General features: G+C 72.0%; 20 protein-coding genes. 8 read left to right on the forward strand and 12 right to left on the reverse strand.

The window, feature by feature from the left end; translation table 11 throughout:
- Positions 1 to 6 precede the first annotated feature (6 nt).
- The 4 genes from HHX31_RS15395 to HHX31_RS15410 all read right to left on the reverse strand — a co-directional run bounded on the left by HHX31_RS15395 (position 7) and on the right by HHX31_RS15410 (position 3,869).
- Positions 7 to 1,113, reverse strand: coding sequence for a GNAT family N-acetyltransferase (locus HHX31_RS15395; protein ID WP_169948964.1), 1,107 nt, complete (start codon positions 1,111 to 1,113; stop codon positions 7 to 9).
- A gap of 90 nt (positions 1,114 to 1,203) precedes the next feature.
- On the reverse strand, positions 1,204 to 2,937 hold the full coding sequence (locus tag HHX31_RS15400) for an FAD-dependent monooxygenase (RefSeq protein WP_169948965.1): 1,734 nt from the start codon (positions 2,935 to 2,937) through the stop codon (positions 1,204 to 1,206).
- Complete coding sequence (locus HHX31_RS15405; protein ID WP_169948966.1) at positions 2,934 to 3,470, reverse strand: truncated hemoglobin; 537 nt, start codon at positions 3,468 to 3,470, stop codon at positions 2,934 to 2,936. Before HHX31_RS15405 ends, HHX31_RS15400 begins: the two co-directional genes overlap by 4 nt.
- Before the next feature lie 258 nt (positions 3,471 to 3,728).
- Entirely contained in the window at positions 3,729 to 3,869 is a 141-nt protein-coding gene (locus HHX31_RS15410) for a hypothetical protein (RefSeq protein ID WP_169948967.1), read from the reverse strand.
- Between the two features lie 595 nt (positions 3,870 to 4,464).
- On the opposite strand from HHX31_RS15410, the gene HHX31_RS15415 reads away from it, so the two are divergent.
- The gene (locus HHX31_RS15415) at positions 4,465 to 4,845 is read left to right on the forward strand and encodes an STAS domain-containing protein (RefSeq protein ID WP_169948968.1); all 381 of its coding nucleotides are present in this window, start codon (positions 4,465 to 4,467) and stop codon (positions 4,843 to 4,845) included.
- Positions 4,846 to 4,990: 145 nt separating this feature from the next.
- Here HHX31_RS15415 and HHX31_RS15420 read toward each other — a convergent pair whose 3' ends face one another.
- Entirely contained in the window at positions 4,991 to 6,178 is a 1,188-nt protein-coding gene (locus tag HHX31_RS15420; protein ID WP_169948969.1) for a glutamate--cysteine ligase, read from the reverse strand.
- Positions 6,179 to 6,377: 199 nt separating this feature from the next.
- Here HHX31_RS15420 and HHX31_RS15425 point away from each other — a divergent pair, with 199 nt between their 5' ends.
- Entirely contained in the window at positions 6,378 to 6,752 is a 375-nt protein-coding gene (locus HHX31_RS15425; RefSeq protein ID WP_169948970.1) for an STAS domain-containing protein, read from the forward strand.
- Positions 6,753 to 6,835: 83 nt separating this feature from the next.
- Positions 6,836 to 7,267, forward strand: a complete 432-nt coding sequence (locus HHX31_RS15430; RefSeq protein WP_169948971.1) for an ATP-binding protein — start codon at positions 6,836 to 6,838, stop codon at positions 7,265 to 7,267.
- 838 nt (positions 7,268 to 8,105) lie between these two features.
- Here HHX31_RS15430 and HHX31_RS15435 read toward each other — a convergent pair.
- Positions 8,106 to 9,152 carry an NAD-dependent epimerase/dehydratase family protein gene (locus tag HHX31_RS15435; RefSeq protein WP_169948972.1) on the reverse strand — a complete coding sequence of 349 codons (1,047 nt, stop codon included), beginning with the start codon at positions 9,150 to 9,152 and terminating at the stop codon, positions 8,106 to 8,108.
- A gap of 223 nt (positions 9,153 to 9,375) precedes the next feature.
- Here HHX31_RS15435 and HHX31_RS15440 point away from each other — a divergent pair, with 223 nt between their 5' ends.
- Entirely contained in the window at positions 9,376 to 10,779 is a 1,404-nt protein-coding gene (locus tag HHX31_RS15440; protein ID WP_169948973.1) for a methylation-associated defense system protein kinase MAD6, read from the forward strand.
- A 124-nt stretch (positions 10,780 to 10,903) separates the two neighbouring features.
- Positions 10,904 to 11,311, forward strand: a complete 408-nt coding sequence (locus HHX31_RS15445) for a pyridoxamine 5'-phosphate oxidase family protein (protein WP_169948974.1) — start codon at positions 10,904 to 10,906, stop codon at positions 11,309 to 11,311.
- Here the strand turns inward: HHX31_RS15445 and cydB are convergent.
- Both cydB and HHX31_RS15455 read right to left on the reverse strand, forming a co-directional pair.
- Positions 11,301 to 12,275 (reverse strand): cytochrome d ubiquinol oxidase subunit II, encoded by a 975-nt coding sequence (gene cydB, locus HHX31_RS15450; protein ID WP_169948975.1) that lies wholly within the window; start codon positions 12,273 to 12,275, stop codon positions 11,301 to 11,303. The two genes, HHX31_RS15445 and cydB, sit on opposite strands and share 11 nt — an antisense overlap.
- A gap of 12 nt (positions 12,276 to 12,287) precedes the next feature.
- Positions 12,288 to 13,676, reverse strand: a complete 1,389-nt coding sequence (locus HHX31_RS15455) for a cytochrome ubiquinol oxidase subunit I (RefSeq protein ID WP_169948976.1) — start codon at positions 13,674 to 13,676, stop codon at positions 12,288 to 12,290.
- A 141-nt stretch (positions 13,677 to 13,817) separates the two neighbouring features.
- On the opposite strand from HHX31_RS15455, the gene HHX31_RS15460 reads away from it, so the two are divergent.
- Positions 13,818 to 14,444, forward strand: a complete 627-nt coding sequence (locus HHX31_RS15460) for a uridine kinase (RefSeq protein ID WP_169948977.1) — start codon at positions 13,818 to 13,820, stop codon at positions 14,442 to 14,444.
- Positions 14,445 to 14,488: 44 nt separating this feature from the next.
- Here HHX31_RS15460 and HHX31_RS15465 read toward each other — a convergent pair whose 3' ends face one another.
- Genes HHX31_RS15465 through HHX31_RS34350 form a run of 3 tightly spaced genes read right to left on the reverse strand, consistent with a single transcriptional unit; the run spans position 14,489 to position 17,869 of the window.
- Positions 14,489 to 15,901 (reverse strand): NAD(P)/FAD-dependent oxidoreductase, encoded by a 1,413-nt coding sequence (locus tag HHX31_RS15465; protein ID WP_311931810.1) that lies wholly within the window; start codon positions 15,899 to 15,901, stop codon positions 14,489 to 14,491.
- Positions 15,902 to 15,914: 13 nt separating this feature from the next.
- On the reverse strand, positions 15,915 to 16,652 hold the full coding sequence (locus HHX31_RS15470) for a response regulator transcription factor (protein ID WP_169948979.1): 738 nt from the start codon (positions 16,650 to 16,652) through the stop codon (positions 15,915 to 15,917).
- The gene (locus HHX31_RS34350) at positions 16,649 to 17,869 is read right to left on the reverse strand and encodes a sensor histidine kinase (RefSeq protein WP_211589767.1); all 1,221 of its coding nucleotides are present in this window, start codon (positions 17,867 to 17,869) and stop codon (positions 16,649 to 16,651) included. Before HHX31_RS34350 ends, HHX31_RS15470 begins: the two co-directional genes overlap by 4 nt.
- Positions 17,870 to 18,000: 131 nt before the next feature.
- On the opposite strand from HHX31_RS34350, the gene HHX31_RS15480 reads away from it, so the two are divergent.
- Both HHX31_RS15480 and HHX31_RS15485 read left to right on the forward strand, forming a co-directional pair.
- Positions 18,001 to 18,885 (forward strand): ABC transporter ATP-binding protein, encoded by an 885-nt coding sequence (locus HHX31_RS15480; protein WP_169948980.1) that lies wholly within the window; start codon positions 18,001 to 18,003, stop codon positions 18,883 to 18,885.
- On the forward strand, positions 18,882 to 19,664 hold the full coding sequence (locus HHX31_RS15485) for an ABC transporter permease (protein WP_169948981.1): 783 nt from the start codon (positions 18,882 to 18,884) through the stop codon (positions 19,662 to 19,664). The genes HHX31_RS15480 and HHX31_RS15485 overlap by 4 nt, the downstream gene beginning before the upstream one ends.
- Before the next feature lie 4 nt (positions 19,665 to 19,668).
- Here HHX31_RS15485 and HHX31_RS15490 read toward each other — a convergent pair whose 3' ends face one another.
- Positions 19,669 to 20,622, reverse strand: coding sequence for a hypothetical protein (locus HHX31_RS15490; RefSeq protein ID WP_169948982.1), 954 nt, complete (start codon positions 20,620 to 20,622; stop codon positions 19,669 to 19,671).
- Between the last annotated feature and the right edge of the window lie 28 nt (positions 20,623 to 20,650).

Below are 20,650 nucleotides of genomic sequence, written 5' to 3' on the forward strand. Positions count from 1 at the left end.
TCTCCCTCACTCGTTCACCTGAACGGCCGCGTACAACGTGGTGGTCGTGCAACCGCGCGACCGTTTCGCGGCGATGGTCCCGATGCCGTACCCGATGGTCCGCACCCCGACGGCGGGGGCGAGCTCGGCCGGCCGGTAGAACATGGTGGCGAAGTAGACGAACGATGCGGCGGGATCGTCGTAGTCGGCGCCGTTCATCAGCACGGTCCACGCGTCGCCGTCGCGGATGAACGTGCTGAACGCGAGCGTTCTGCCGTCCTTGCGCGCCTCGATGACCAGCAGGTCGTCGCCGAAGTGGTCGCGCAGGTAGCGCAGCGAGCCCGCCTCGCGCTCCGGGTCGGCCACGCCGCCGTACTTGGCGACGAGGTTGCACCGCAGGCGCACCAGGTCGGGTTCTTCGTCCCGCACCCCGCGCTCGCGGATCTCGATGCCGCGCTCACGGATCTCCCTGGTCTCGCGCCGCGCGGCCGTACGCCGGTTGCGCGACAGGGTGGCGAGGTAACCGTCGAAGTCGGTCCAGGTCACCCGCATGTCACAGCGCTCGGCCATCGGCACGAGGCAGGCGCCGTGCGACTGCAGGGCGGCCAGATACTCGGGGCGGTCGGAACGCAGATAGAGATGGACGACGCTGCGGATGCCCTGCTCGCGGGTCCAGCGCGTGAGCGCGCCCACGAACTCCTCGGCGGTGAACCGGTCGCGGGCGTCGCGGCCCGCCGGCACCGTCTCGTAGTTGGGGAACATGACCACGCAGGCGGGGAAGACGTGTTCGGGGTCGACGCCCTTCCACGGATGCGGGCCCTCGGTGGCGATCTCCACGCCCGGGCCCGCCGACGCCCCGCTGAGCACGGCGTACGGGTCGAAGCGCGGATGCCCGGTGGGGGCGTCCTGGACGCCGCCGCACAGGCCCATCGTCAGCGTGCCGTCGGGGTCGTACAGGCCGAACGTCCGCAGGCCCCCGGGGACGCGGCCCTCGGCGAGGTTGATCCACCGCTTGCTCAGCGTCGCGGGCGCCGTCCCTGCCCGCTCGTCCCAGTCGTCCGGCAGCCCGCCGGACACGAGGAACCGCAGCCCGCTTGCCGCGTCCGGCGTCACAGTGGTGCTGGCGTTCCTCACCGAATCTCCCCGGCCCACGTCGTGTGTGGTGATTCTCTTCACTGTCCCGCCGCCGTCCCCGCGCGGACATCTTCCAGATTGCGCGGCCGTTCAGGCGGCGTGCCCGCGCGGCTCGGCCGCCGCGACGCGGGCGATCTCCTCGGCGTCGGCGAAAGCGACCATGTCGATCCGCCCGGCCACGAGCAGGGTGTTGATCTCGTCGCGGGGCAGCCGCCGCGGTGACAGCAGCAGGACCGGCAGGCCCGTCTCGTACCGCAGGCGGTCGGCCAACCGGGTGCGCTCGACCCGGCCCGCGCCCTCCTGGGCTGGCACGGCGAGGAAGTCGAACCTGGGCGGTACACCTCCTGCGCGGCGCGGGAAGCCGGAGACGAGCAGCCCGACGGCGGACGCGCCCGTCGCCCTCAGCCGGCCCGCCACCGCGCTGGGGTCGGCGTGCCTGCCCTCCTCGACGAGCACGACGGACGACGCCCGGTGGCCGAGCGTCTCCTCCGGCCCGGCGACCTGGCAGCGGTCGTCGCCGCGCGAGGTCGGGAAGAGCAGCGTGCCCGCGTGGCCGTCGAAGTGGACCATGCGACCGGTGAGGCGGGCATGGCCGATCGTGATCGGCAACTCGGCCGGCTCGGCCGTCGTGGGCCCTCCGGCCAGGACCTCCACGGCCCTGCCGACGAACTCGGGGTCGCGCTCGCGTAGCCGCTCGAAGGTGTTGGCCTCCCTGCGGCTGCGCAACGCGAACACGGTCTGGTGCCCGCGCAGGCGCTCGCGGCGGCTGAGCGTCTCGAACCACCGCTGGCTGTCGTGCGCCTCCTGCTGGGTCCGCCGCAGCACGGGCCTGCGCGTCGCGGCGTACTCCGCGAGGCCCTCGGCGACGGACGGCCGCTCGGCGAGCGAGCGCGCGAGACAGAGCGCGTCGTCGATGGCGAGGGCGGTGCCCGACCCGATCGAGAAGTGCACGGTGTGCGCCGCGTCGCCGATCAGCACGATGTGCTTGCCGGCGTCGTCTCTCCCCGCGGCGTCGTGCACCGTGTGGTGCACCGTGTCGTGCACAGTGTGGTGCCATCGCTCGTTGGAGATCGTCGGGAAGGCCCGCCATCCCGTGGTCTGGGCGCGCAGGGGCGCGCCGCCGAGTTCGTCGGCGAAGATCTCCGCGAGCGCCCGCTCCACCTCGGGGATCGGCCGGTCGAGCAGGCCCTGACGGGCGAGCGTCCCGGGATCGGCCTCCACGATGAACGTGCTCTCCCCGTCCGCGTGGGGATAGGAGTGCACGATCAGCAGCCCGCCGTCCACCGGGCGCAGCACGAAGGTCGGCTCCAGCACGGCCGGCGTGCTCATCCACAGGAACCGGGTGCGACCCGTGGTGGTCCTGGTGCCGAACTCCTTCTCGTACGGCGCGCGCATCCGGCTGTTCGCGCCGTCGGCGGCGACGAGGAGATCGTGGCCCGCCGGCGGGGTGGTGAGAGTCCGCTCGACGAAGCGCACGTTGGGCAGCGCGCGCACCAGGGAACGCAGATGCGCGCGGAACGCCCGCCTGCTCAGCCCGAACATGCCGTACGCGCCCGACCAGATGCGCTCTCCTCCCGCGACGGTGAGCGTGCGGTCCCAGGTCGCCATGGCCGAGCGCGGCAGGTCGAACGCCCCGGGGTGCGACGCGCCGACCCGCTCGGCGAACTCCCAGGACATCACGATGCCCGCGCCGGGTGAGCGGTCCTCACGGTCGTACAGGTCGATCGCCACGTCGGGACGCAGGCGCGACAGTTCCAGCGTGAAGAAGGCGCCGGCGGCCCCCGCCCCGGCGACGGCCACCCGGTCGAGCGCCCGGGCGCTCATCGCGGCGTCCCGTCCCAGTGGAAGCGGACGCCCCTGGCGATCGCGGCGCCCCGCGACACCGCCATCATCTCGCCGCTGGCGATCTTCATGATGGTCATGAACTCGGTGAAGTAGGGCTCGGGGGCCGACAGCAGCGTGCCGGCCTCCTTCATCAGCGCCAGCCAGCGCAGCCGCTGCTCCCGGGTGATGAGGAAGTGGCTGTGCGCCTGGTGCATGCGGGGGTCCCAGGCGGCGGTGAGGTCGTTCCTGCCGTAGATCTGGATGTAGTGGGCGGCCAGGCGCTCGGCGTGCCGGTCCCAGTCGTGTACCGCGAAGAGCGGGAGCAGCACCTCGTCCCGCGAGACGAGCGCGTAGAACCGGGAGGCGAGCGCCCGGAAGAACGCCTCGCCGCCGATGCCGGTGTAGAAATCGGCGACCTTCTTGTCGACGTCGGCGGGCGTCATCTGCTCGGCGGGCTTGACGCCCTCGTCCGCCACGAGCAGCACCTTGCCGTCGTGGGCCGGCGCGGTCGCGGGGGGCGCCGTGGTGGGCATGGTCGTTCTCCTGTCGGTGGTCGTGGGCGCGGCCGTCGCGGAGACCGCGCCCTGGGAGGGGTGTCGGTCGATCCCGGGCGGATCGAGAACGGTGGGGAAGGGGTGAGAGACGGGTGCCCGCAGGTCCGCGACGTGCGGGCGCCTGTCGTCTGCCGGGAATGGCGGAGGTCCGTCCGCCGTGCCGTGGCGCTCCCGGGACGGCTCAGATGCGTCTCCTCTCCTCTCGGTGCTCGCCGGCCGCCCGGCGCCAGGCGGGGGTCAGCGGGGGACCGCGGCGCCCAGCTCGTCCCAGACCTTGAGCTCGTCCCAGACGAGCTGGTCCCAGACCTCCAGCTCGTCCCACACCTCCAGCTCGTCCCAGACGGGAGCGGGGGCGGGGGCGGTGATCAGGTTGGTCATTTCTTTTCCCTTTCTGGATCGGGACGTTGTCCGTACCAGAACTGTGCGGCATCGGCGGAGGCGGGACCAGGCGATGGGAAGACAGCAAGTTGCCCCGCCATTACCGCTTCCTGCCACAGTCAGTGCTTTGCGGCAGCACCGGACCACGGCCCTTTGGGGCCACTAAATGACACCAAACAAGAAAGAGGTTGCATGGCATGTATTATTCGTGAAATGGTCGGTTAGCGTCGCTTATGCGCAACGCTCGCACATTTGAAGCGCTCCAGTTTCCGCCATGGGAGAACCGGCGACCCGGGCCCCACCGGACCGCCACGCCCGCTCCGCCCAGGCGTCGCGGGACCGGCACCGAGCCGAGAACCCCTGCGAGACCGGGATTTACCGCTGATCCCGTACCGATCCGGAAGGTCCCGGACACCTCACCAGAGATCGCCGCGAAACCCCACATCTTTACGTATTTGCCACATTCTGGTGTGCAGGTGGGGTTGGCGGACGGACTCGCATACCATCGACCGTCGCGCATTACCGGGAGCTGACACTTCGCCGGGTAGCGTCGTCCAAGACAGTACGCCCGAAAAATATGGATGAAGGCGCGTATATGACAACGCAGCAGCTCGAGATTACTGTGAGCGATCACCAGCCGGCCGTCGTGGTCGCGCTGAGCGGTGAACTCGACATCGCCAGCGGGGACACGCTCCGCAAGGCGGTCGGGACTCTTGTCCGCCAGGGTCGCACCACGATCGTGGTGGATGCGTCCGATCTGCGGTTCTGCGACTCCAGCGGCCTGGAAGCGCTGCTGGATGCCCGGGACGACATCCAGAAGGCCGCCGGTTCCATGCGGCTCACCGGGGTTCACGGCATCTTGAAGATCGTCCTTCAGGCGACCCGGCTGCGCGACACGTTCGTCATCGACGGCACCCCCGTCGAGGCAGTCGCGGCCATGGTGGTGACGGCTTCGCGCGACGTCTCCATGGTCTGACCGTTTGACCGACGGCCCCCGCCCTCACACCGAGGGCGGGGGCCTCTGACCGCACAGGTCGTTCACAGGTCGTTCACAGGTCGTTCGAGGGCAGGAACCGCGTTCTTCTCCACCCGCGGCAGCGGAGTGACGAGCGGAGTGAGGATCAGGCCCAGCAGGAGGCGACCGTCTGCCTCATGAGCAACTCGGCGACCTCGCTCAGGCGGCCGTGCCCGGCGTACGCCGCCCGCTGCCGCGCCGCCCCCGATCCGCTGTGCCGTACGCGGTCGAGCTGGAGGGTCAGCGGCGCCCAGTCGCCGTTCTCCTCGAGCACCGGCCGCACGTGCTCGAGCAGGCGGTCCACGAGGCGCCAGGCCGGCACCCTGCTGCCGTGAACCCCGGCTCCGGCGAACAGGTCGAGGGCCTCCCCGTCCACGCCGTCGCGGGCGGCCCGCCAGTAGGCCGCCCGCAGCAGGGTGTCCTCGACGTCGGGTGCGGGCACGCCGGCCCGCACGTCCCGCAGCGCCGTCTCGGCCAGCCCTCGGACGAGCCCCGCCAGCATCACGGCCTCCCCGGCGGTCGGGCACACGTCGGCCGCGCGGATCTCCAGCGTCGGCACGTGCTCCGACAGGCGGACGAGCCAGTAGATCATTCCCCTGTCCATGATCGAGCCCCCGGCCAGCATGCCGTCGACGAGGCTCTCGTAGTGCCGCAGCGACCGGAAGAACGGCGGCGGCTGCGCGCTCGGCCAGCGGCCCATCATCAGCGCCCGCCAGCTCGCGTAGCCGGTGTCGCCGCCGTCCGCGATCGGCGAGTTGGCCGCGAGCGCCTGCAGGACCGGGAGCCAGGGCCGCAGGTGGTTGCTGACCCGCACCGCCTCCTCGCGGTCCCCTATGCCCACGTGGACGTGGCAGCCGCACACCCCCTGGCCACGCATGACGGCTCCGAACTCACGATGCATGGCGTGGTAGCGCGGGCACGGCGACAGGGGCGGAACCCCGTCGTTGCCGTCCAGGGGCGTGCCGCACGCGAGGAGCCCCAGCCCCGCGCTCGCGGCGGCCCCGGTGGCCGCGCACCGCAACGCGAGCAGATCGCCGTGCAGGTCCGCCAGGCTGACGTGCACGGTGCTGTTGCTTTCCAGTTGGAACTGCGTCAGTTCGAACACCAGCCGGTCCGCCCCCGGCCCTGCCGCCCGCTCGCGGACCTCCCGCGCCGCCGGGACGACCCGTCCGGTTCGCGGGTCGGCGAGCAGGAACTCCTCCTCGACCCCGAGCGTGAGCGTCGCTGGACGTACGGCTGGCTGCGTGACGACGTGCAGGGTGTCGAACCGGACCTCCCTTGTCACGTCCGCCATGAGCGATCTTCTCTGAGGAGGGGTCCAGTCGGTCAGTCCACCCGTCCCCTAAACCATGGGGCGAAAAACCATATATGGCGTTTCTTGGCGTAGGGGCATCTCAGGGGGTCGTACACCCCGGCTACGCGGCGTCACTGCCCTAGACTGGCGGCTGGCCGGAGCCCCGGCCGCGTTGTAGCGTCCGCCCGAGGTGTCTCCCGTGACCGCCGCCGTCGTACTGACCCCCGTGTCCGTCCCCGTCGCCGACCACGTGCTGGTCGCCGCGCTCGACGGCGCCCTGGACTACACGAACGCCGAACGGCTGCGCCTGGACGTCGAGACGGCCCTCGGCGAGGATCGGGGCGAGCTCGTCCTCGACCTGAGCCTGCTGAGCTTCTGCGACTCCACGGGCATCCGCGTCCTGCTGTCGATGCGCAAGCTGCTGGCGGAGCGGAACGGCGCCGTGACGCTGGCGGGCATGAACCCGCGGCTCACGAGGATCTTCAGAACCACCGGGCTGATCAACGCCTTCGCGGTCGCTCCCGGCCTCCCTGAGGCCCTCGAGATGGTCGGCGCCCGGACCACCCCCAGGTGAAGGCATCGGACGGGCAACAAGACGGTAGCCTCGGAGGCATCGGGCGGCAGCCCCAGCCGGGAAGGCAGCGGCGAGGAGGACAGGTGGCGGATCACCGCCGGCAGTGGCCGATAACGGATGATCTCGCGGCGCTGCGCGAGAACATCCAGCGGTACGCCGTGCAGGCAGGCCTCACCGGCCCCCGGCTGGACGACCTCGTCATCGCCGCCAACGAGGCCGCCATCAACGTGCTGGAGCACGGTGGAGGCACCGGCACGCTCGCGATCTCCTGCGACGGCGGCGTGGTCGCCGTCGACGTCGCCGACCGTGTCGGCGTGCTGCGGCCGGGTTCGGTGCCGGGCGAGCGGCCCGGCGGTCGCACCGACCGCGGCTTCGGACTGTGGCTCATGGGCGAACTGTGCGACTCGGTGACCATCGACCATGTCCCCGGTCAGTCGACCGTCAGGCTGTCCATGCGGGTGGACGACGATCCGGCCGCGGGCGCCACCTCCCTGCGTGGCGCCCACTCGGGCTGAGCGGGCGGCGCGGACCCAGGAAACCATCCCGGCCTGCCCTTGGTTGACCCCGGGGATCGTCCCGATCCCGTAAACCTGGTCTCCAGGGCTCTCCGGCCGTCTTAACCTGGGTCCGCGACCACCTTTCCTCAAGGCTGCTGGACGGCTACCTGAGGTATGCCCATGACGCGGCGGCAACCGCGATCAGGGCGCAGAGGCGGATGGTCCGGGGTGTGCTGTCAACCACGTCCCGGACCGCTCTGGCCACCTCGGCGATCCACGAGCCGAATTCCGGGTCGTGAATGCGCCCTTCGATACGGCGTCCCGCGCTCGCGCGGGGCCTGATAGCAGTCATCGGGGCCCCCTCCCCATGTGCGCTGTCCGGGAACGACTCCCGGACGTCTCGATCGGCCCGATCAGGAATCCGTTCCCAGCCGGTACGGAGCGCTCCATGGGCGGAATCCCCGCCGCCGCAGCGCCGCCGACCCGGTTGGAGGGATTCCGGACCTTTCCCCGATGTTCACAGGTGAGCCGCCGTGCACGCAACGAATGCGAGCGACATTCGGGGTTCCGTACGAAGAGTGACGATCAGATAACAGCTTGCGATAGCTTTTGGTCCTGATATGTCCTGCAACGCGTAGTTAGCTGTCCGATTTGTCCGTCGCCCTTTCCGGAATTTTGGGTCAGCGCGCGACACGCCGTCATTTGTCTCAGAGGACGGCATCGGGCGGCATATCCGGGCGATCGGATGGGGGCACCGGAGGCAATGTTACCGAACGTGACGCCACGGTCACGCCATGCGGAGCGGGCGGCGCGGCCGGACGGCCTCCCGGCGGGCGCCGCGACCAGCCCGCCCGCGTTACGGACGCGTGCCCGTGCCCGTCGTGACCTCCTTGAGCCGATTCCGGCCCGAGTCGGGCGCGAGCGGCGGGGTCTCCATGCCGGCGCCGCCCCGCATGCCCTCGATCACCGTGCGCAGCGCCTCCACGGCGTCGTGCCCCGGCCGCCAGCCCAGTTCCTCACGGGCGCGGGTGGTGTCCATGATCGGAATCTGCAGGACCATCTCCACCATGCCGGGCGAGGCGGGGATCAGCCGCAGGTGCCAGCCCGCCGACACCGCCGTGCGCACCACGGCGGCCGGGACGGGCACCCGCCGCGCCCCGAGCAGGTCCGCCAGCACGGCGGGGTCGATCACCGGATCGGCGGCCAGGTTGAACGCCCCCCGCACGTCGCGGGTGAGCGCCAGCCGGAACGCCTCGCCCGCGTCCCGCGAGTGCAGCGCCTGGAACCGCAGGCGCGGCAGGTCCGGCACGAACGGGAGCAACTCCGGGCGCACCAGGCGCCGCGGCAGGAACGGCCCGGCGAACAGCCGCCGCTGCTCGGTCGCCGCCTCCTCCTTGAAGATGAACCCCGGCCGCATCCGCACCACGCGGATTTCCGGGTGGTCGCGCTCGAAGATGTCGAGCACGCGCTCGACGTAGGCCTTCTCCCGGCCGTACGCGGCGTTCGGCCAGCCGTGGGTCGGCCAGGACTCGTCGACCGGCGGGCTCTTGGGCCCGGGGGAGTACGCCCCGACCGACGAGGAGTGCACGAGCACCGAGACCCCGGCGCGCGCCGCGGCGTCGAAGACGCGCGTGCTCCCGATCACGTTGGACCTCCACGTGGCGACCGGGTCGTGCGTGGGCTGGAAGAGCCAGGCCAGGTGCACGACCGCGTCGGCGCCCGCGAAGATCGGGTCGAGGTCGTCCCGGTAGACGTCGGCCGTACGCCATTCGGTCTTCGCCGGGCGCCAGTCCGGCATCCGCCTGGCCACCCCGACGATCGAGGTCACGCCGGCCTCCGACTCGAGGGAGGTGAGCACGCTCGTGCCGACGTTCCCGCTCGCGCCAACCACGACAACTCGCATGAAATACTCCGTTTCCGGACACTCGCCGACACAAACCCGCTTACCGGCCTCACTCGGTCACTCCCCGGCACGACGGCGATCATGCGACCCGGCGCGCCGGGCGCCAGATGTGGGAACTCCAGATTTCCCCTGGGACAATGCGGGGGAATCAGCGGTAGTGCGGGAATACCGCTATCTAGGAGGATCAAGTTCTCAATCTGGTCAGAGAGGCGGAGTAGCGGAGATGGCTCAGATCGTCGGTGGCGGACGCCCCGTCAATGACGCCGAGCGAAGGGTCATCGCGCACCTGCGGGACAACGCCCCTGACGACTGGCTGCTGCTGCACAACATCGAGGTGCCGCGCGGCGCCGACCTGTTCGAGGTGGACGTGGTCGTGCTCACCGGCCACTCCCTCGTGGTGATCGACGTGAAGGGGGCCAGGGGCCGGTTCGAGGTGTCGGGCACCCGGTGGTTCCCCCAGCACCGGGAGGCGTTCGGCTCACCCGTGGCCAAGCTGCGCGGCACCGCCCGGGCGCTGAAGGGCCTGCTGATCGAGGAGCACCGCGAACTGGAACGGCTGTACGTCGACAACGTGGTGGTGCTGACCGCCCCTGGAGCCGTCCTCGTCGACCCCAGCGGCCGCGACGCCCGCCACGTCACCACCATCGCCGGGCTCATCCCCATGCTCAGCGACGCGTCCCGGGTCAGGCACGGATGCAGCAGGGACGCCGGGCCGTACCGGACCGCGATCATCGAGGCGCTGAACGGCACCGTGCGCCGCTCGACCGCGCCGCCGCGCTTCGGCAACTGGGAGGTGGAGGAGCAACTCGGCGGCGACAGCCGGGTCACCGAGTATCGCGCGGTCAACGCGACCGCCCCCACCAGTGGAACCGTGCTGCTGCGGGTCTACCGCGCCGACCCGCTGGCCGAGCAGCGGCGGCGGGTCGCCGAGCAGCGCAGGATCGCCAACGCCTACCAGTCGCTCGCCAAGATCCCGCCGCACCCCTGCGTCGTACGCTCGCGGGACTTCTTCGCCATCGACGACGAGAGCCGGTTCGTGCTCGTGCTCGACGACGTGCACGGGCAGGCGCTGCACCTGCATCTGACCGGGCGGAAGCTGGGCATCGACGCCAAGCTCGGCGTGATGGAGGACATGCTGGACGGCCTCGCCCACGTCCACGCCAACAACGTCATCCACCGCTCGCTGACCCCCGCCTGCGTGCTCGTCACCGACGACGGCAACGCGCTGCTGACCGGTTTCGACTACGCCAAGCCCGGCGCGCGCAAGCACACCGTGGCCAACGAGCTGCCGAACATCCTCGACGTCCACTACGTCGCCCCCGAGTGCCGGGCCAGGCCCGACCGGATGACCCCCGCCGCCGACGTGTACTCGGCCGGGGTGATCGCCTTCCAGCTCCTGACCGGCGAGCTGCCCGTGCCGGGCGTGGACGCCGAGCCGGACGCCGGCGGCGTCGCCCCCGAGGTCATGGACCTCGTGCGGCGGATGCGCGACCCCACGCCGGCCAAGCGCCCGGACGCGGCCACGGCCCTCGCCGAGTTGCGGGTGGCCCGCGACGCGCAGCCCCGGCGGCGCGCCCCGCTGGGCGGCAGGCTCAGGAACGCCCTGCGCCGCCTGTCCCGCCACTGACTCACCGATCGGTCGTTTCCGGGGCCTCCCGGCCTCCCGGCCCGTCGCCGGGAGGCCGATCGACGTCGAGAACGGGACCTTCGTCCCTAACCCGCCCGCCTGTCGATCCCGCAGGCTTGCAGACATGAAGCTCGACTCGGCCGGCCTGGAGATCCTCAGCGGAGGAGAATGTCTGGACCTGCTGGCCTCCGCCCCCATCGGCAGGATCGTCTTCACCGATCGTGCCCTCCCCGCCGTCCAGCCGGTCAACTTCTGCCTGCTCGACGGGAACATCATCATCCGCACCGCCGCGGGTTCCAAGCTGGCCGCCGCCGCGCGCAACGCCATCGTCGCCTTCGAGGCCGACGACTTCGACGCGTCGTGCCGTACGGGGTGGTCGGTGACCGCGGTGGGCCCGGCCCGCGCGGTCTCGGAGCCGGAGGAGATCGCCCGCCTGTCGCGGCTGCCGCTCACCCCGTGGGTGCCCGGGAACCGTGACCACTTCATCGTCATGGCTCCCGAGCAGATCTCCGGCCGCCGGCTCAGCGCGTGACCGTCAGACGCCGGCGGAACACCCAGTAGGTCCACGCCTGGTAGGCGAGGACCACCGGCGTGAAGATCGCCGCGACCCACGTCATGACGCCCAGCGTGTACGGCGTGGACGCGGCGTTCTGCACGGTCAGGCTGTTGGCGGGGTCGAGCGCGGGCATGACGTCCGGCCACAGTCCGCCGAACAGCGTGACCGTGACCGCGACGATCGCGGCGGCGTTGGCGGCGAAGGCCCAGCCGTCACTGCCGCGCAGCGTCGCGACGAGCGCCCCGGCGATGCCCGCCGCGGCGACCGCCACGCTCGCCCAGGTGCCCGCGGTGCCGGTCATGAGCTGGGTGATCAGCAGGAACGTCCCGCCCAGGACGAGGGCGGCCAGGCCGGTCCACCTGGCGGCCGTCCTCGCCCTGTCGCGCAGCTCACCGGTCGTCTTCAACGCGGTGAACACGGCGCCGTGCAGGGTGAAGAGCGCCAGCGTGGCCAGGCCGCCCAGCAGCGCGTACGGGTTCAGCAGGGTGAGCAGCCCGCCGGTGTACTCGTGGTCGGCGTCCAGCGGGACGCCCCGCACGATGTTGGCGAAGGCCACGCCCCACAGGAAGGCCGGGCCGAGCGAGCCCCAGAAGAACGCCCGGTCCCAGCCCCGGGTGCTGTCGCTCTTCGACCGGTACTCCAGGGCGACCCCGCGCACGATCAGGGCCAGCAGGATCAGGAAGAGCGGCAGGTAGAAGCCGCTGAACAGGGTGGCGTACCACTCGGGGAAGGCGGCGAACGTCGCACCCCCCGCGACCAGCAGCCACACCTCGTTGCCGTCCCAGACCGGGCCGATGGAGCGCACGAGCGTGCCGCGCTCGGCCTCGTCGCGGCCCAGCACCGGCAGCAGGATGCCGACGCCGAAGTCGAACCCCTCCAGCACGAAGTAGCCCGTCCAGAGGACGGCGATGAGCAGGAACCAGACGGTGGTGAGTTCCATGACGGCGGTCCTTCAGTAGGAGAGTGCGGGGAGAGCGGGCACGTCCTCGCCGGCCGCGTCCTCGGGCTCGGGCCCCTTGCGGATGAACTTCAGCAGCAGGCGGACCTCGATGACCGCGAGCACGGCGTAGACCAGCGTGAAGCCGACCAGGGTGATGGCGACCTCGACGACGTCGGAGCCGGGGGAGACGGCGGACGCGGTCCGCATGATGCCGAACACGGTCCACGGCTGGCGGCCCATCTCGGTGAAGATCCACCCGAGCGTGTTGGCCAGGAAGGGAAGGCCGATGCCGAACACGGCGGCCCGGTACACCCAGGGGTTGGCCGGCATCCGTCCGCGCCTGGTCAGCCACAGCCCGGCCAGCGCGAGCAGCCCGGCCAGCGCGCCGAAGCCGATCATCAGCCGGAACGACCAGTACGCGAGGCCGACGACGGGCCGGTAGTCGCCGGGGCCGTACATCGCCTCATACCTGGCCTGGATGTCGTTGATGCCCTCGACCTTGCCGTCCAGGGTGTTGGTGGACAGCAGGCTCAGGCCGTAGGGGATCTGGACGTTGATGTGGTTGCGGCCGTTCTCCACGTCGCCGACCGCGAAGATGGAGAAGCCCGCGGAGGTCTCGTCCTCCCACAGGGCCTCGGCGGCGGCCATCTTCATGGGCTGCTGCTCCGTCATGATCTGCGCCTGCCAGTGGCCGCTCAGCATCACGCCCGCGGACGCGACCAGCGTGACCGCCAGGGCGGTGCGGGCGGACTTCCGGAACAGGTCCTTCTCGCGCCCGCGCGCGAGTTGCCAGGCGCTCACGCCGATGACGAACGCCCCCGCCGACACGAACGCGCCGAAGATGACGTGGGGAAACGCCGCGAGGGTGGTCGAGTTGGTCAGCACGGCCCAGATGTCGGTGAGCTCGGCGCGCCCGGTGACGGGGTTGAGCCGGTAGCCGACCGGGTGCTGCATCCACGAGTTCGCCGCGAGGATGAAGTACGCCGAGAGGTTGGTGCCGATCGCGGCCAGCCAGATCGTGGCGAGATGGACCCTCTTCGGCAGCTTGTCCCAGCCGAATATCCACAGGCCGAGGAAGGTGGACTCCAGGAAGAAGGCCATCAGTCCCTCCATCGCCAGCGGCGCGCCGAACACGTCCCCGACGAACCGCGAGTAGGCGCTCCAGTTCATCCCGAACTGGAACTCCTGGACGATGCCCGTGACGACGCCCATCGCGAAGTTGATCAGGAAGAGCCTGCCCCAGAACTTCGTCATCCGCAGATACGCCGCGTTCCCCGTACGGTGCCAGGCCGTTTGGAAACCGGCCACCAGGACCGACAATCCGATGGTCAGAGGCACGAACAGGAAGTGGTAGACGGTCGTGATGCCGAACTGCCACCGAGACAGGTCAAGGACGTCCATGGGGGCTCCACAGTCATGAGGGACGTCTGAAGCCTGGCCGAGACGCGTTCTCTCCCCCAGGGCTACCGGACCCTGGCAGGAGGGGACCTTCGTCACGAGCCACTAGGGACTGTTGGCGATGATTGGGGCAATGATTGAGGGGTGCGTGCCCGTCCCGTCGCCCCGTCCCTGCTCGTGGAGGAACTCGCCGACCTGATCGCCGGCCGGCCGCGCGACGCGTGGGTGCGCGTCGCCGTCGACGGCGCTCCCCCCGCCGAGCCCGGACGGCTGGCCGACGACCTGGTGGAGCCGCTGCGCCTGCGCGGCCGGGACGTCCTGCGGGTGCCCGCGGCGGGGTTCCTGCGCCCGGCCTCGCTGCGACTGGAGTTCGGCAGGACCGACCCCGACGCGTTCCACGACGAGTGGCTGGACGTGGGCGGCCTGCGCCGTGAGGTGCTCGGACCGCTGGAGAAGGGCCGTACGGGCCGGGTGCTGCCCTCGCTGTGGGACAGCGTGCGCGACCGGGCCACCCGCGCCGGCTACGTGACGCTGCGACCGGGCGGTGTGGTGCTGCTCGACGGCGCGCTGCTGCTCGGGCGCGGCCTGCCGTTCGACCTGACCGTCCACCTGTCCATGTCGGCCGCCGCGCTGGCCCGCCGCACGCCGCCCGAGGAGCGGTGGACGCTGCCCGCCTACGAACGGTACGAGCGCGAGACGGGCCCGGCGCGGGCCGCGGACGTGACCGTCCGCGTCGAGGACCCGCGCCACCCCGCGATCATCAGTCTCTAGAGGCCGTGCTCTCTAGAGGCCGTGCTCTCTAGAGGCCGTGCTCTCTAGAGGCCGTACGCCTCCAGCAGGCGCAGCCACACCTCGCTGACGGTGGGATACGAGGGCACGGCGTGCCACAGGTCGTCGAGGGTCACCCCCGCCGTGACCGCGATCGTCGCGGCGTGCAGCAGTTCGGCCGCCCCGGGAGCAACGAAGGTGACGCCGAGCAGCACCCGGCGGCGCTCGTCGACCACCGCCTTGGCCCTGCCGCGATAGCCGTCGCCGAGCAGGTAGCCGCCCGCCACCTGCTCCATGTCGTACTCCACGGTCCGCACGTCGAAGCCATCCGCGCGGGCCTGCGCCTCCGTGCGGCCCACCGCGCACACCTGCGGGTCGGTGAAGACCACCTGCGGGGCCCCGGCGCGGTCCGCGCGGTCGCGCATCCCCGGCCGGTCGTCCGCCTCGCCGCGGGCGCGGGCGGCGACCACGTCCGCGGCCACCCGCGCCTGGTACTTGCCCATGTGCGTGAGGAGCGCGAGGCCGTTGACGTCCCCGATCGCGTAGAGCCAGCCGTCCGCCACGCCGGTGGCCCGCATGCTCTCGTCCACCTCGATCGGGCCCGTCTCCGGCAGCCCGGCCGTGGCCAGGCCGATGCCGTCGGTGGCGGACCGGCGGCCGGCCGCGACCAGGATCTCGTCGGCCGTGATCGTCGCGCCGCTCGCGAGCCGCACCGTGACCTCGCCTCCGGGCTCGGGCCGTTCGACCTTCTCCGCGCTCTCGTGCAGGCGGACGTCGATCCCCTGCTCGGCCAGCGACCGCTTGACCATCTCCCCCGCGAAGGGCTCCACCCGCCCGAGCAGCTCGCCGCCCCGGACGAGCATCGTGACCTCGCGGGCGCCGAGCCCGCGCATGGCCTGGGCCATCTCGCACGCGACCACGCCGCCGCCGATCACCACGAGCCGGTCGGGTACGGCACGCACACCGGTGACCTCGCGGTTCGTCCACGGCTCCGCCGCGGCGAGACCGGCCACGGGCGGGATCACCGGACGGCTTCCCGTGGCGAGCATGACGGCGTGGTTCGCGAGGAGTGTGCGGGTGCCGCCGTCGGCCGTCGCGACCTCCACCCTTCGGGGGCCGGCGAGCCGCCCGGTGCCCCGCACGAGCGTCACGCCCGCGGAGTCGAGCCAGCTCGCCTGCCCGGCGTCGTCGTAGTTCGACACCACGGCGTCACGCCGTGCGAGCACCGCGGCGGCGTCGATCGGCCCGCCGAGCCGCAGCCCGGGGACCCGGCCCACCTCGCCCGCGAGGTCCACCGGCCGCAGGAGCGCCTTGCTCGGCATGCACGCCCAGTAGGAGCACTCCCCTCCCGCCAGCTCGCTCTCCACGATGGCGGTGCTCAGGCCGGACGCGGCCACCCGCCCCGCGGCGACCTCGCCCGTCGAACCCGCGCCTACCACGATCACATCGAAAACGTCCACGGGCTCCACACTGTCACCCCTGCGGCCGTGAGGTGGAGACCAGGCCGCCCTCATAGGCGGCGATGACCAGCTGTGCCCGATCGCGTGCGCCGAGTTTGGCGAGCACGTGGCCGATGTGGGTCTTCACGGTGGCCGTGCTGACGTGCAGGTTCGCGGCGATCTCCAGGTTGGACAGGCCGCGCGCGACGAGCGTGAGCACCTCCCGCTCGCGGCCGGTCAGCCCGTCCAGCGCTCCCGTGGCGCGGTCGGGGCTCGTGGCCGGGTCACGGGCGAACTGTGCCGACCGGGCAAACTGTGTCGACCGGGCGAACTGTGTCGACTGGGCAAACTGGGCGATCAGCCGCCGCGTCACGCTCGGCGCCAGCAGACCCTCCCCCTCGGCTATGACGCGGATCGCGGCCAGCAGGTCGGCGGGCGGGGTGTTCTTCAGCATGAACCCGCTCGCCCCGGCCCGCAGCCCCGCGTAGACGTACTCGTCGAGGTCGAACGTGGTGAGGATCAGCACCCTGACGCCGAGGGGTTCCGCGCAGATGCGCCGGGTCGCCTCGATGCCGTCCATGCCCGGCATCCGCACGTCCATCAGCACGACGTCGGGGCGCTCGGCGCGGGCCAGTTCGACGGCCCGCGCCCCGGTGCCCGCCTCGCCGACCGCCACCAGTCCCGGCGTGCTGTCGACCAGCAGGCGCAGGCTGCCGCGCAGCAGTTCCTGGTCGTCGGCGAGCAACACCCGGATCGGAGCCGGATCGTTCACATCCCCTCCCCTCGCAGCGGCAGGAGTGCGCGCACCCGGAACCCGCCGCCGGGCAGCGGGCCGGCCGCGAAGTCCCCGCCGTACGCCGTGACGCGCTCGCGCATGCCGATCAGGCCGTGTCCGATCACGCCCTGCCCGTTCCCCCCGTGCCCGTTCCCCCCGTGCCCGTTCACCCCGTGCCCGGCTGGGCCGGGGGGCAGGACCCGGCGCCCCGGTCCGTCATCGGTCACCTCGACGCACAACCGTCCCCCCTCGTCGTCCACCCGGACCCGGCAGCGGGCCGGGGCGGCGTGCCTGACCACGTTCGTGACGGCCTCCTGGACGATCCGGTAGACCGCGAGTTCCAGCACCTCGGGCAGGCCGTCCGCCACCCGCAGGTCCAGCTCCACCCGCACGCCCGCGGACGCGGCCCGCTCGGCGACGTACGGCAGCGCCGCGAGGCCCGGCACGGGAGACAGTCCCTCCGGCTCAGCGCCGGGAGCGGTGCGCAGGACGCCGAGCAGATGCCGCATCTCGGTCAGCGCCTGCCTGCTCGTGCTCTCGATGACCCGCAACGCCTCCAGCGCCTCCTCCGGCCGCCGGTCGGCCACGTGCGCCGCGACCCCGGCCTTCACCCCGATGAGGCTGAGCGTGTGGGAGACCACGTCGTGCATCTCCCTCGCGATGCGCAGCCGCTCCTCGGTGACGGCGTGCTGGGCGGCCTGCTCGGCCCGGCGGGCCGCGTACGCCCGGCGCTCCCGCACCGCCCTGCCGATCGTCCAGGCGCCGCCCAGCGCGAGCGCGGCCAGCACGGCGGTCTCCGTGATGCGCCTGACCTCGGTCTCGGCCGACACCCCGCCGACCGCCGCGAACAGCAGTGCCCCCGCGGTCAGCACGCCGATCACCCCCGTCGGTTCCCACCGGCGCCGCCGCGTCGAGAGCGCGACCGGATACAGCGCGTACGCCGCGGCGGCCAGCGGCTCCCGCGTGACGCCGAGCATCATGGCCGCCACGGACGCGGCCATGACGACGCAGAACACCGGCAGCGGCCACCGCCGCCTCGCCGCGAGCGGCAGCGTCATCGCGGCGACGAGGGCCAGGCCCACCGGGCCGTACCTGCCCGCGGGACCGACGACCAGCACGAACGCGTAGCCCAGCCCGGCCAGCGCGTCGAGCGCGACCAGTTCCCGGGTGCGCAGCGGCCGGGGGAACAACGGCCGCACGTCCGGATCGTCCACGCCCTCACGCTAGCCGTACGCGTGCGTGCTCACCTCCTTCCCCGGTCTGTCATGCCATGGTCTGAGACACGGCCCGCGGATCGCCCGCCGCTCCGACGCGGGAGGCGGGGGTTCCGCGAGACCGTCGGTGCATGATCGAAGTCAGAGAGCTGACCAAGCGCTTCGGGCGCACGGTCGCCGTGGACGGGCTGACGTTCCACGTGAAACCAGGCCGGGTCACCGGGTTTCTCGGGCCGAACGGCGCGGGCAAGTCCACGACCCTGCGGATGATCCTGGGCCTGGACCGCCCGGCGAGCGGCGAGGCGCTGGTGGGCGGCCGCCGCTACGACCGCCTCCGGCATCCGATGCGGGAGGTGGGGGTGCTCCTGGACGCCGGCGCCGTCCAGGGCGGCCGCACGCCCCTGGGGCACCTGAGCTGGATGGCCCGCGCCGGCGGCGTCGGCAGGGACCGGGTCGTGACCGTCATCGAGCAGGTGGGCCTGGCCGGGGTGGCGCGCAAGCGGATCCGCGGCTTCTCGCTCGGCATGCGTCAGCGCCTGGGGATCGCCGCCGCGCTGCTCGGCGACCCCGGGGTGCTGCTGCTGGACGAGCCGGTCAACGGCCTCGACCCGGACGGCGTGCGCTGGATCCGCGAACTGCTCCGCGAGTTCGCCGCGGAGGGGCATACGGTGCTCCTGTCGAGCCACCTGATGAGCGAGATGGAGCTCACCGCCGACCATCTGGTCGTCATCGGACGCGGGCGCCTGATCACGGACGCCTCCATGCGGGAGCTGACCGCCGTGCGGGACGTTTTCGTCCGCAGCAGCCGCGCCGCCGACCTCGCCACGGCGCTGTCGGCCGCGGGCGGGACCGTCGCGGCGGAGGACGGCGGCGGCCTGTCCGTGCGCGGCCTCGACCCGGCGGAGATCGGCGACCTCGCCGCCCGGCAGGCGATCCCGCTCCACGAGGTCACCCCGCGCGGCGCCTCCCTGGAGGAGACCTACCTGCGGCTCACGGCGCGGGAGGCGGACCGGTGATCGACGCTCTCGCCGCCGAATGGCTCAAGCTCCGCACTCTCCGGTCCACCTCCGTGGTCCTCGCCGTCGTCGCCGTCGTCGTCGCTCTCATGGCCTTGCTGGCCTGGTGGAGCGCCAACCTGTGGGACGGCCTGTCGCCCGGCGATCGCGACCACCTCGTGGTGTCACCGCTGCCCGACGTGACGCACATGCTCGCCTCGCTGTGCCTGGCCGTGCTGGGCGTCCTCGCCTTCTCCGGTGAACAGGGCACCGGCATGATCCGCACGACCTTCACCGTGCTGCCGTCGCGTGGACGGGTGCTCGCCGCGAAGGCGGGCGTCGTCGCGGCCGTCGCCGCCTGCACGGGGCTCACGGCCGTGCTCGCGACGTACGCCGCCGGGCGGCTCCTCATCGGCGACCGGCCCATCCGCGGGCAGTCGGCCGAGGTGCTGAGCCGGCAACTCCCGCACTTCCTGGCGATGAGCCTGTCCATCACGATGTTCGCGCTCCTCGGGCTGTGCCTGGCCGTGATCACACGGTCCGCCGTCGCCGCCATCGCCACCCTGGTGGCGGTCTGGTACGTGCTCCCGATCGTCGGCTACAACCTTCCGGCGCCCTGGGGCGACCGCGTCGGCTCGATCCTGCCCGGCGCCCTGGCGGACCAGCTGGCCGGCACCGGCAACCCCGATGCGGTCACCGTCGCTTTGCTGCCGCCGCTCGCCGCACTCGCGGTCATGGCCGCGTACGTGGCCGTGCCGTACGGGGTGGCGGCCGTCCTGCTGGCCCGCAGAGACCCCTGACGACTCAGGTCGTGACCCGCGACGCGCAGGCCGTGTCGCCGGCCGCGGCCACCGGGGCCGCGGCGGGCGCGGCCTCCGGCTTCCCGTCCAGGGCCACCTTGGCCGTGAGCGAGAGGGTCAGGGGCAGGGTGAGAGCGGGTGCGCAGGTGGAAGCGGGAGCGCACGCCGCGGGCGCCACGACGGGCTTCACGACGGGCTGCACGACGGGCTGCACGGCCGCCTTCACGACGGGCTTGACGACCGGCGCGGCCGCGGGCTTCACGACCGGCTGCACAGCCGTCTTCACCACCGGCTGCGGTGCCGTCTTGACGACCGGCTTCGCCACCGGCTGCACGGCCGCCTTCACGACCGGCTGCGCCGCCGCGGCCGTGGTCGGCGCCGGCGCGGCGGAGGGCTGCTGGACGGGCGCCGCCTGGACCACCTGGGGCCTGGGCTCGGGCGCTGCGTCCGGCTTCTTCTCCTCCGCCTTCTTCTCTTCCGGCTTCTTCTCTTCCCGCTTCTTCTTGAGGTCCGCGTCGAGGTCGAGGTCGCGCTTCGTCACCCGGGGCGCCACCTGCGTCGCGCTGTCCGTCTCCGGCCCCGCGTCGAGGATCTCGACCGACTCGGGCTGGTTGTGCGCCTGGCCCAGCGACTGCTGCTCGCCGTACGTCACCGCGGCCGTGCCGTCGTTCTGCCAGTTGTACGGCAGCGCGACCGACTGCGACTCGTCCTTCTGGAACGGGGTGAGGATCAGCGTGAGGTCACGCATCAGGAACTGCTTCTGGCGCTGCCCCTGCCGCAGCTTCTGCCAGTGCTTGTTCCGGTTCTTCTGGTGGTTTCGCTGGTGCCCGCGAGCGTGATGACCCGCCCGCGCCGACCCATGGTTGTCCGACCTCGCGACGGCCGCCGCCGGTGACGCGACGAGAGGAGCGCTCACGATCACGGCGCCCCCGGCGAGGACGGCGCCAATCGCGAGCATTCCGGCGACGCTCGTGTTTTTTGCCATT

The organism is Microbispora sp. H11081 (assembly GCF_012999535.1).
Lineage (GTDB): Bacteria > Actinomycetota > Actinomycetes > Streptosporangiales > Streptosporangiaceae > Microbispora.

Coding starts and splice junctions, on each gene's coding strand:
- HHX31_RS15400 (WP_169948965.1), bottom strand. CDS start 2,937: ATGAGCGCCCGGGCGCTCGACCGGGTGGCCGTCGCCGGGGCGGGGGCC.
- HHX31_RS15405 (WP_169948966.1), bottom strand. CDS start 3,470: ATGCCCACCACGGCGCCCCCCGCGACCGCGCCGGCCCACGACGGCAAG.
- HHX31_RS15410 (WP_169948967.1), bottom strand. CDS start 3,869: ATGACCAACCTGATCACCGCCCCCGCCCCCGCTCCCGTCTGGGACGAG.
- HHX31_RS15415 (WP_169948968.1), top strand. CDS start 4,465: ATGACAACGCAGCAGCTCGAGATTACTGTGAGCGATCACCAGCCGGCC.
- HHX31_RS15420 (WP_169948969.1), bottom strand. CDS start 6,178: ATGGCGGACGTGACAAGGGAGGTCCGGTTCGACACCCTGCACGTCGTC.
- HHX31_RS15435 (WP_169948972.1), bottom strand. CDS start 9,152: ATGCGAGTTGTCGTGGTTGGCGCGAGCGGGAACGTCGGCACGAGCGTG.
- HHX31_RS15440 (WP_169948973.1), top strand. CDS start 9,376: ATGGCTCAGATCGTCGGTGGCGGACGCCCCGTCAATGACGCCGAGCGA.
- HHX31_RS15445 (WP_169948974.1), top strand. CDS start 10,904: ATGAAGCTCGACTCGGCCGGCCTGGAGATCCTCAGCGGAGGAGAATGT.
- cydB (WP_169948975.1), bottom strand. CDS start 12,275: ATGGAACTCACCACCGTCTGGTTCCTGCTCATCGCCGTCCTCTGGACG.
- HHX31_RS15455 (WP_169948976.1), bottom strand. CDS start 13,676: ATGGACGTCCTTGACCTGTCTCGGTGGCAGTTCGGCATCACGACCGTC.
- HHX31_RS15480 (WP_169948980.1), top strand. CDS start 18,001: ATGATCGAAGTCAGAGAGCTGACCAAGCGCTTCGGGCGCACGGTCGCC.
- HHX31_RS15490 (WP_169948982.1), bottom strand. CDS start 20,622: ATGCTCGCGATTGGCGCCGTCCTCGCCGGGGGCGCCGTGATCGTGAGC.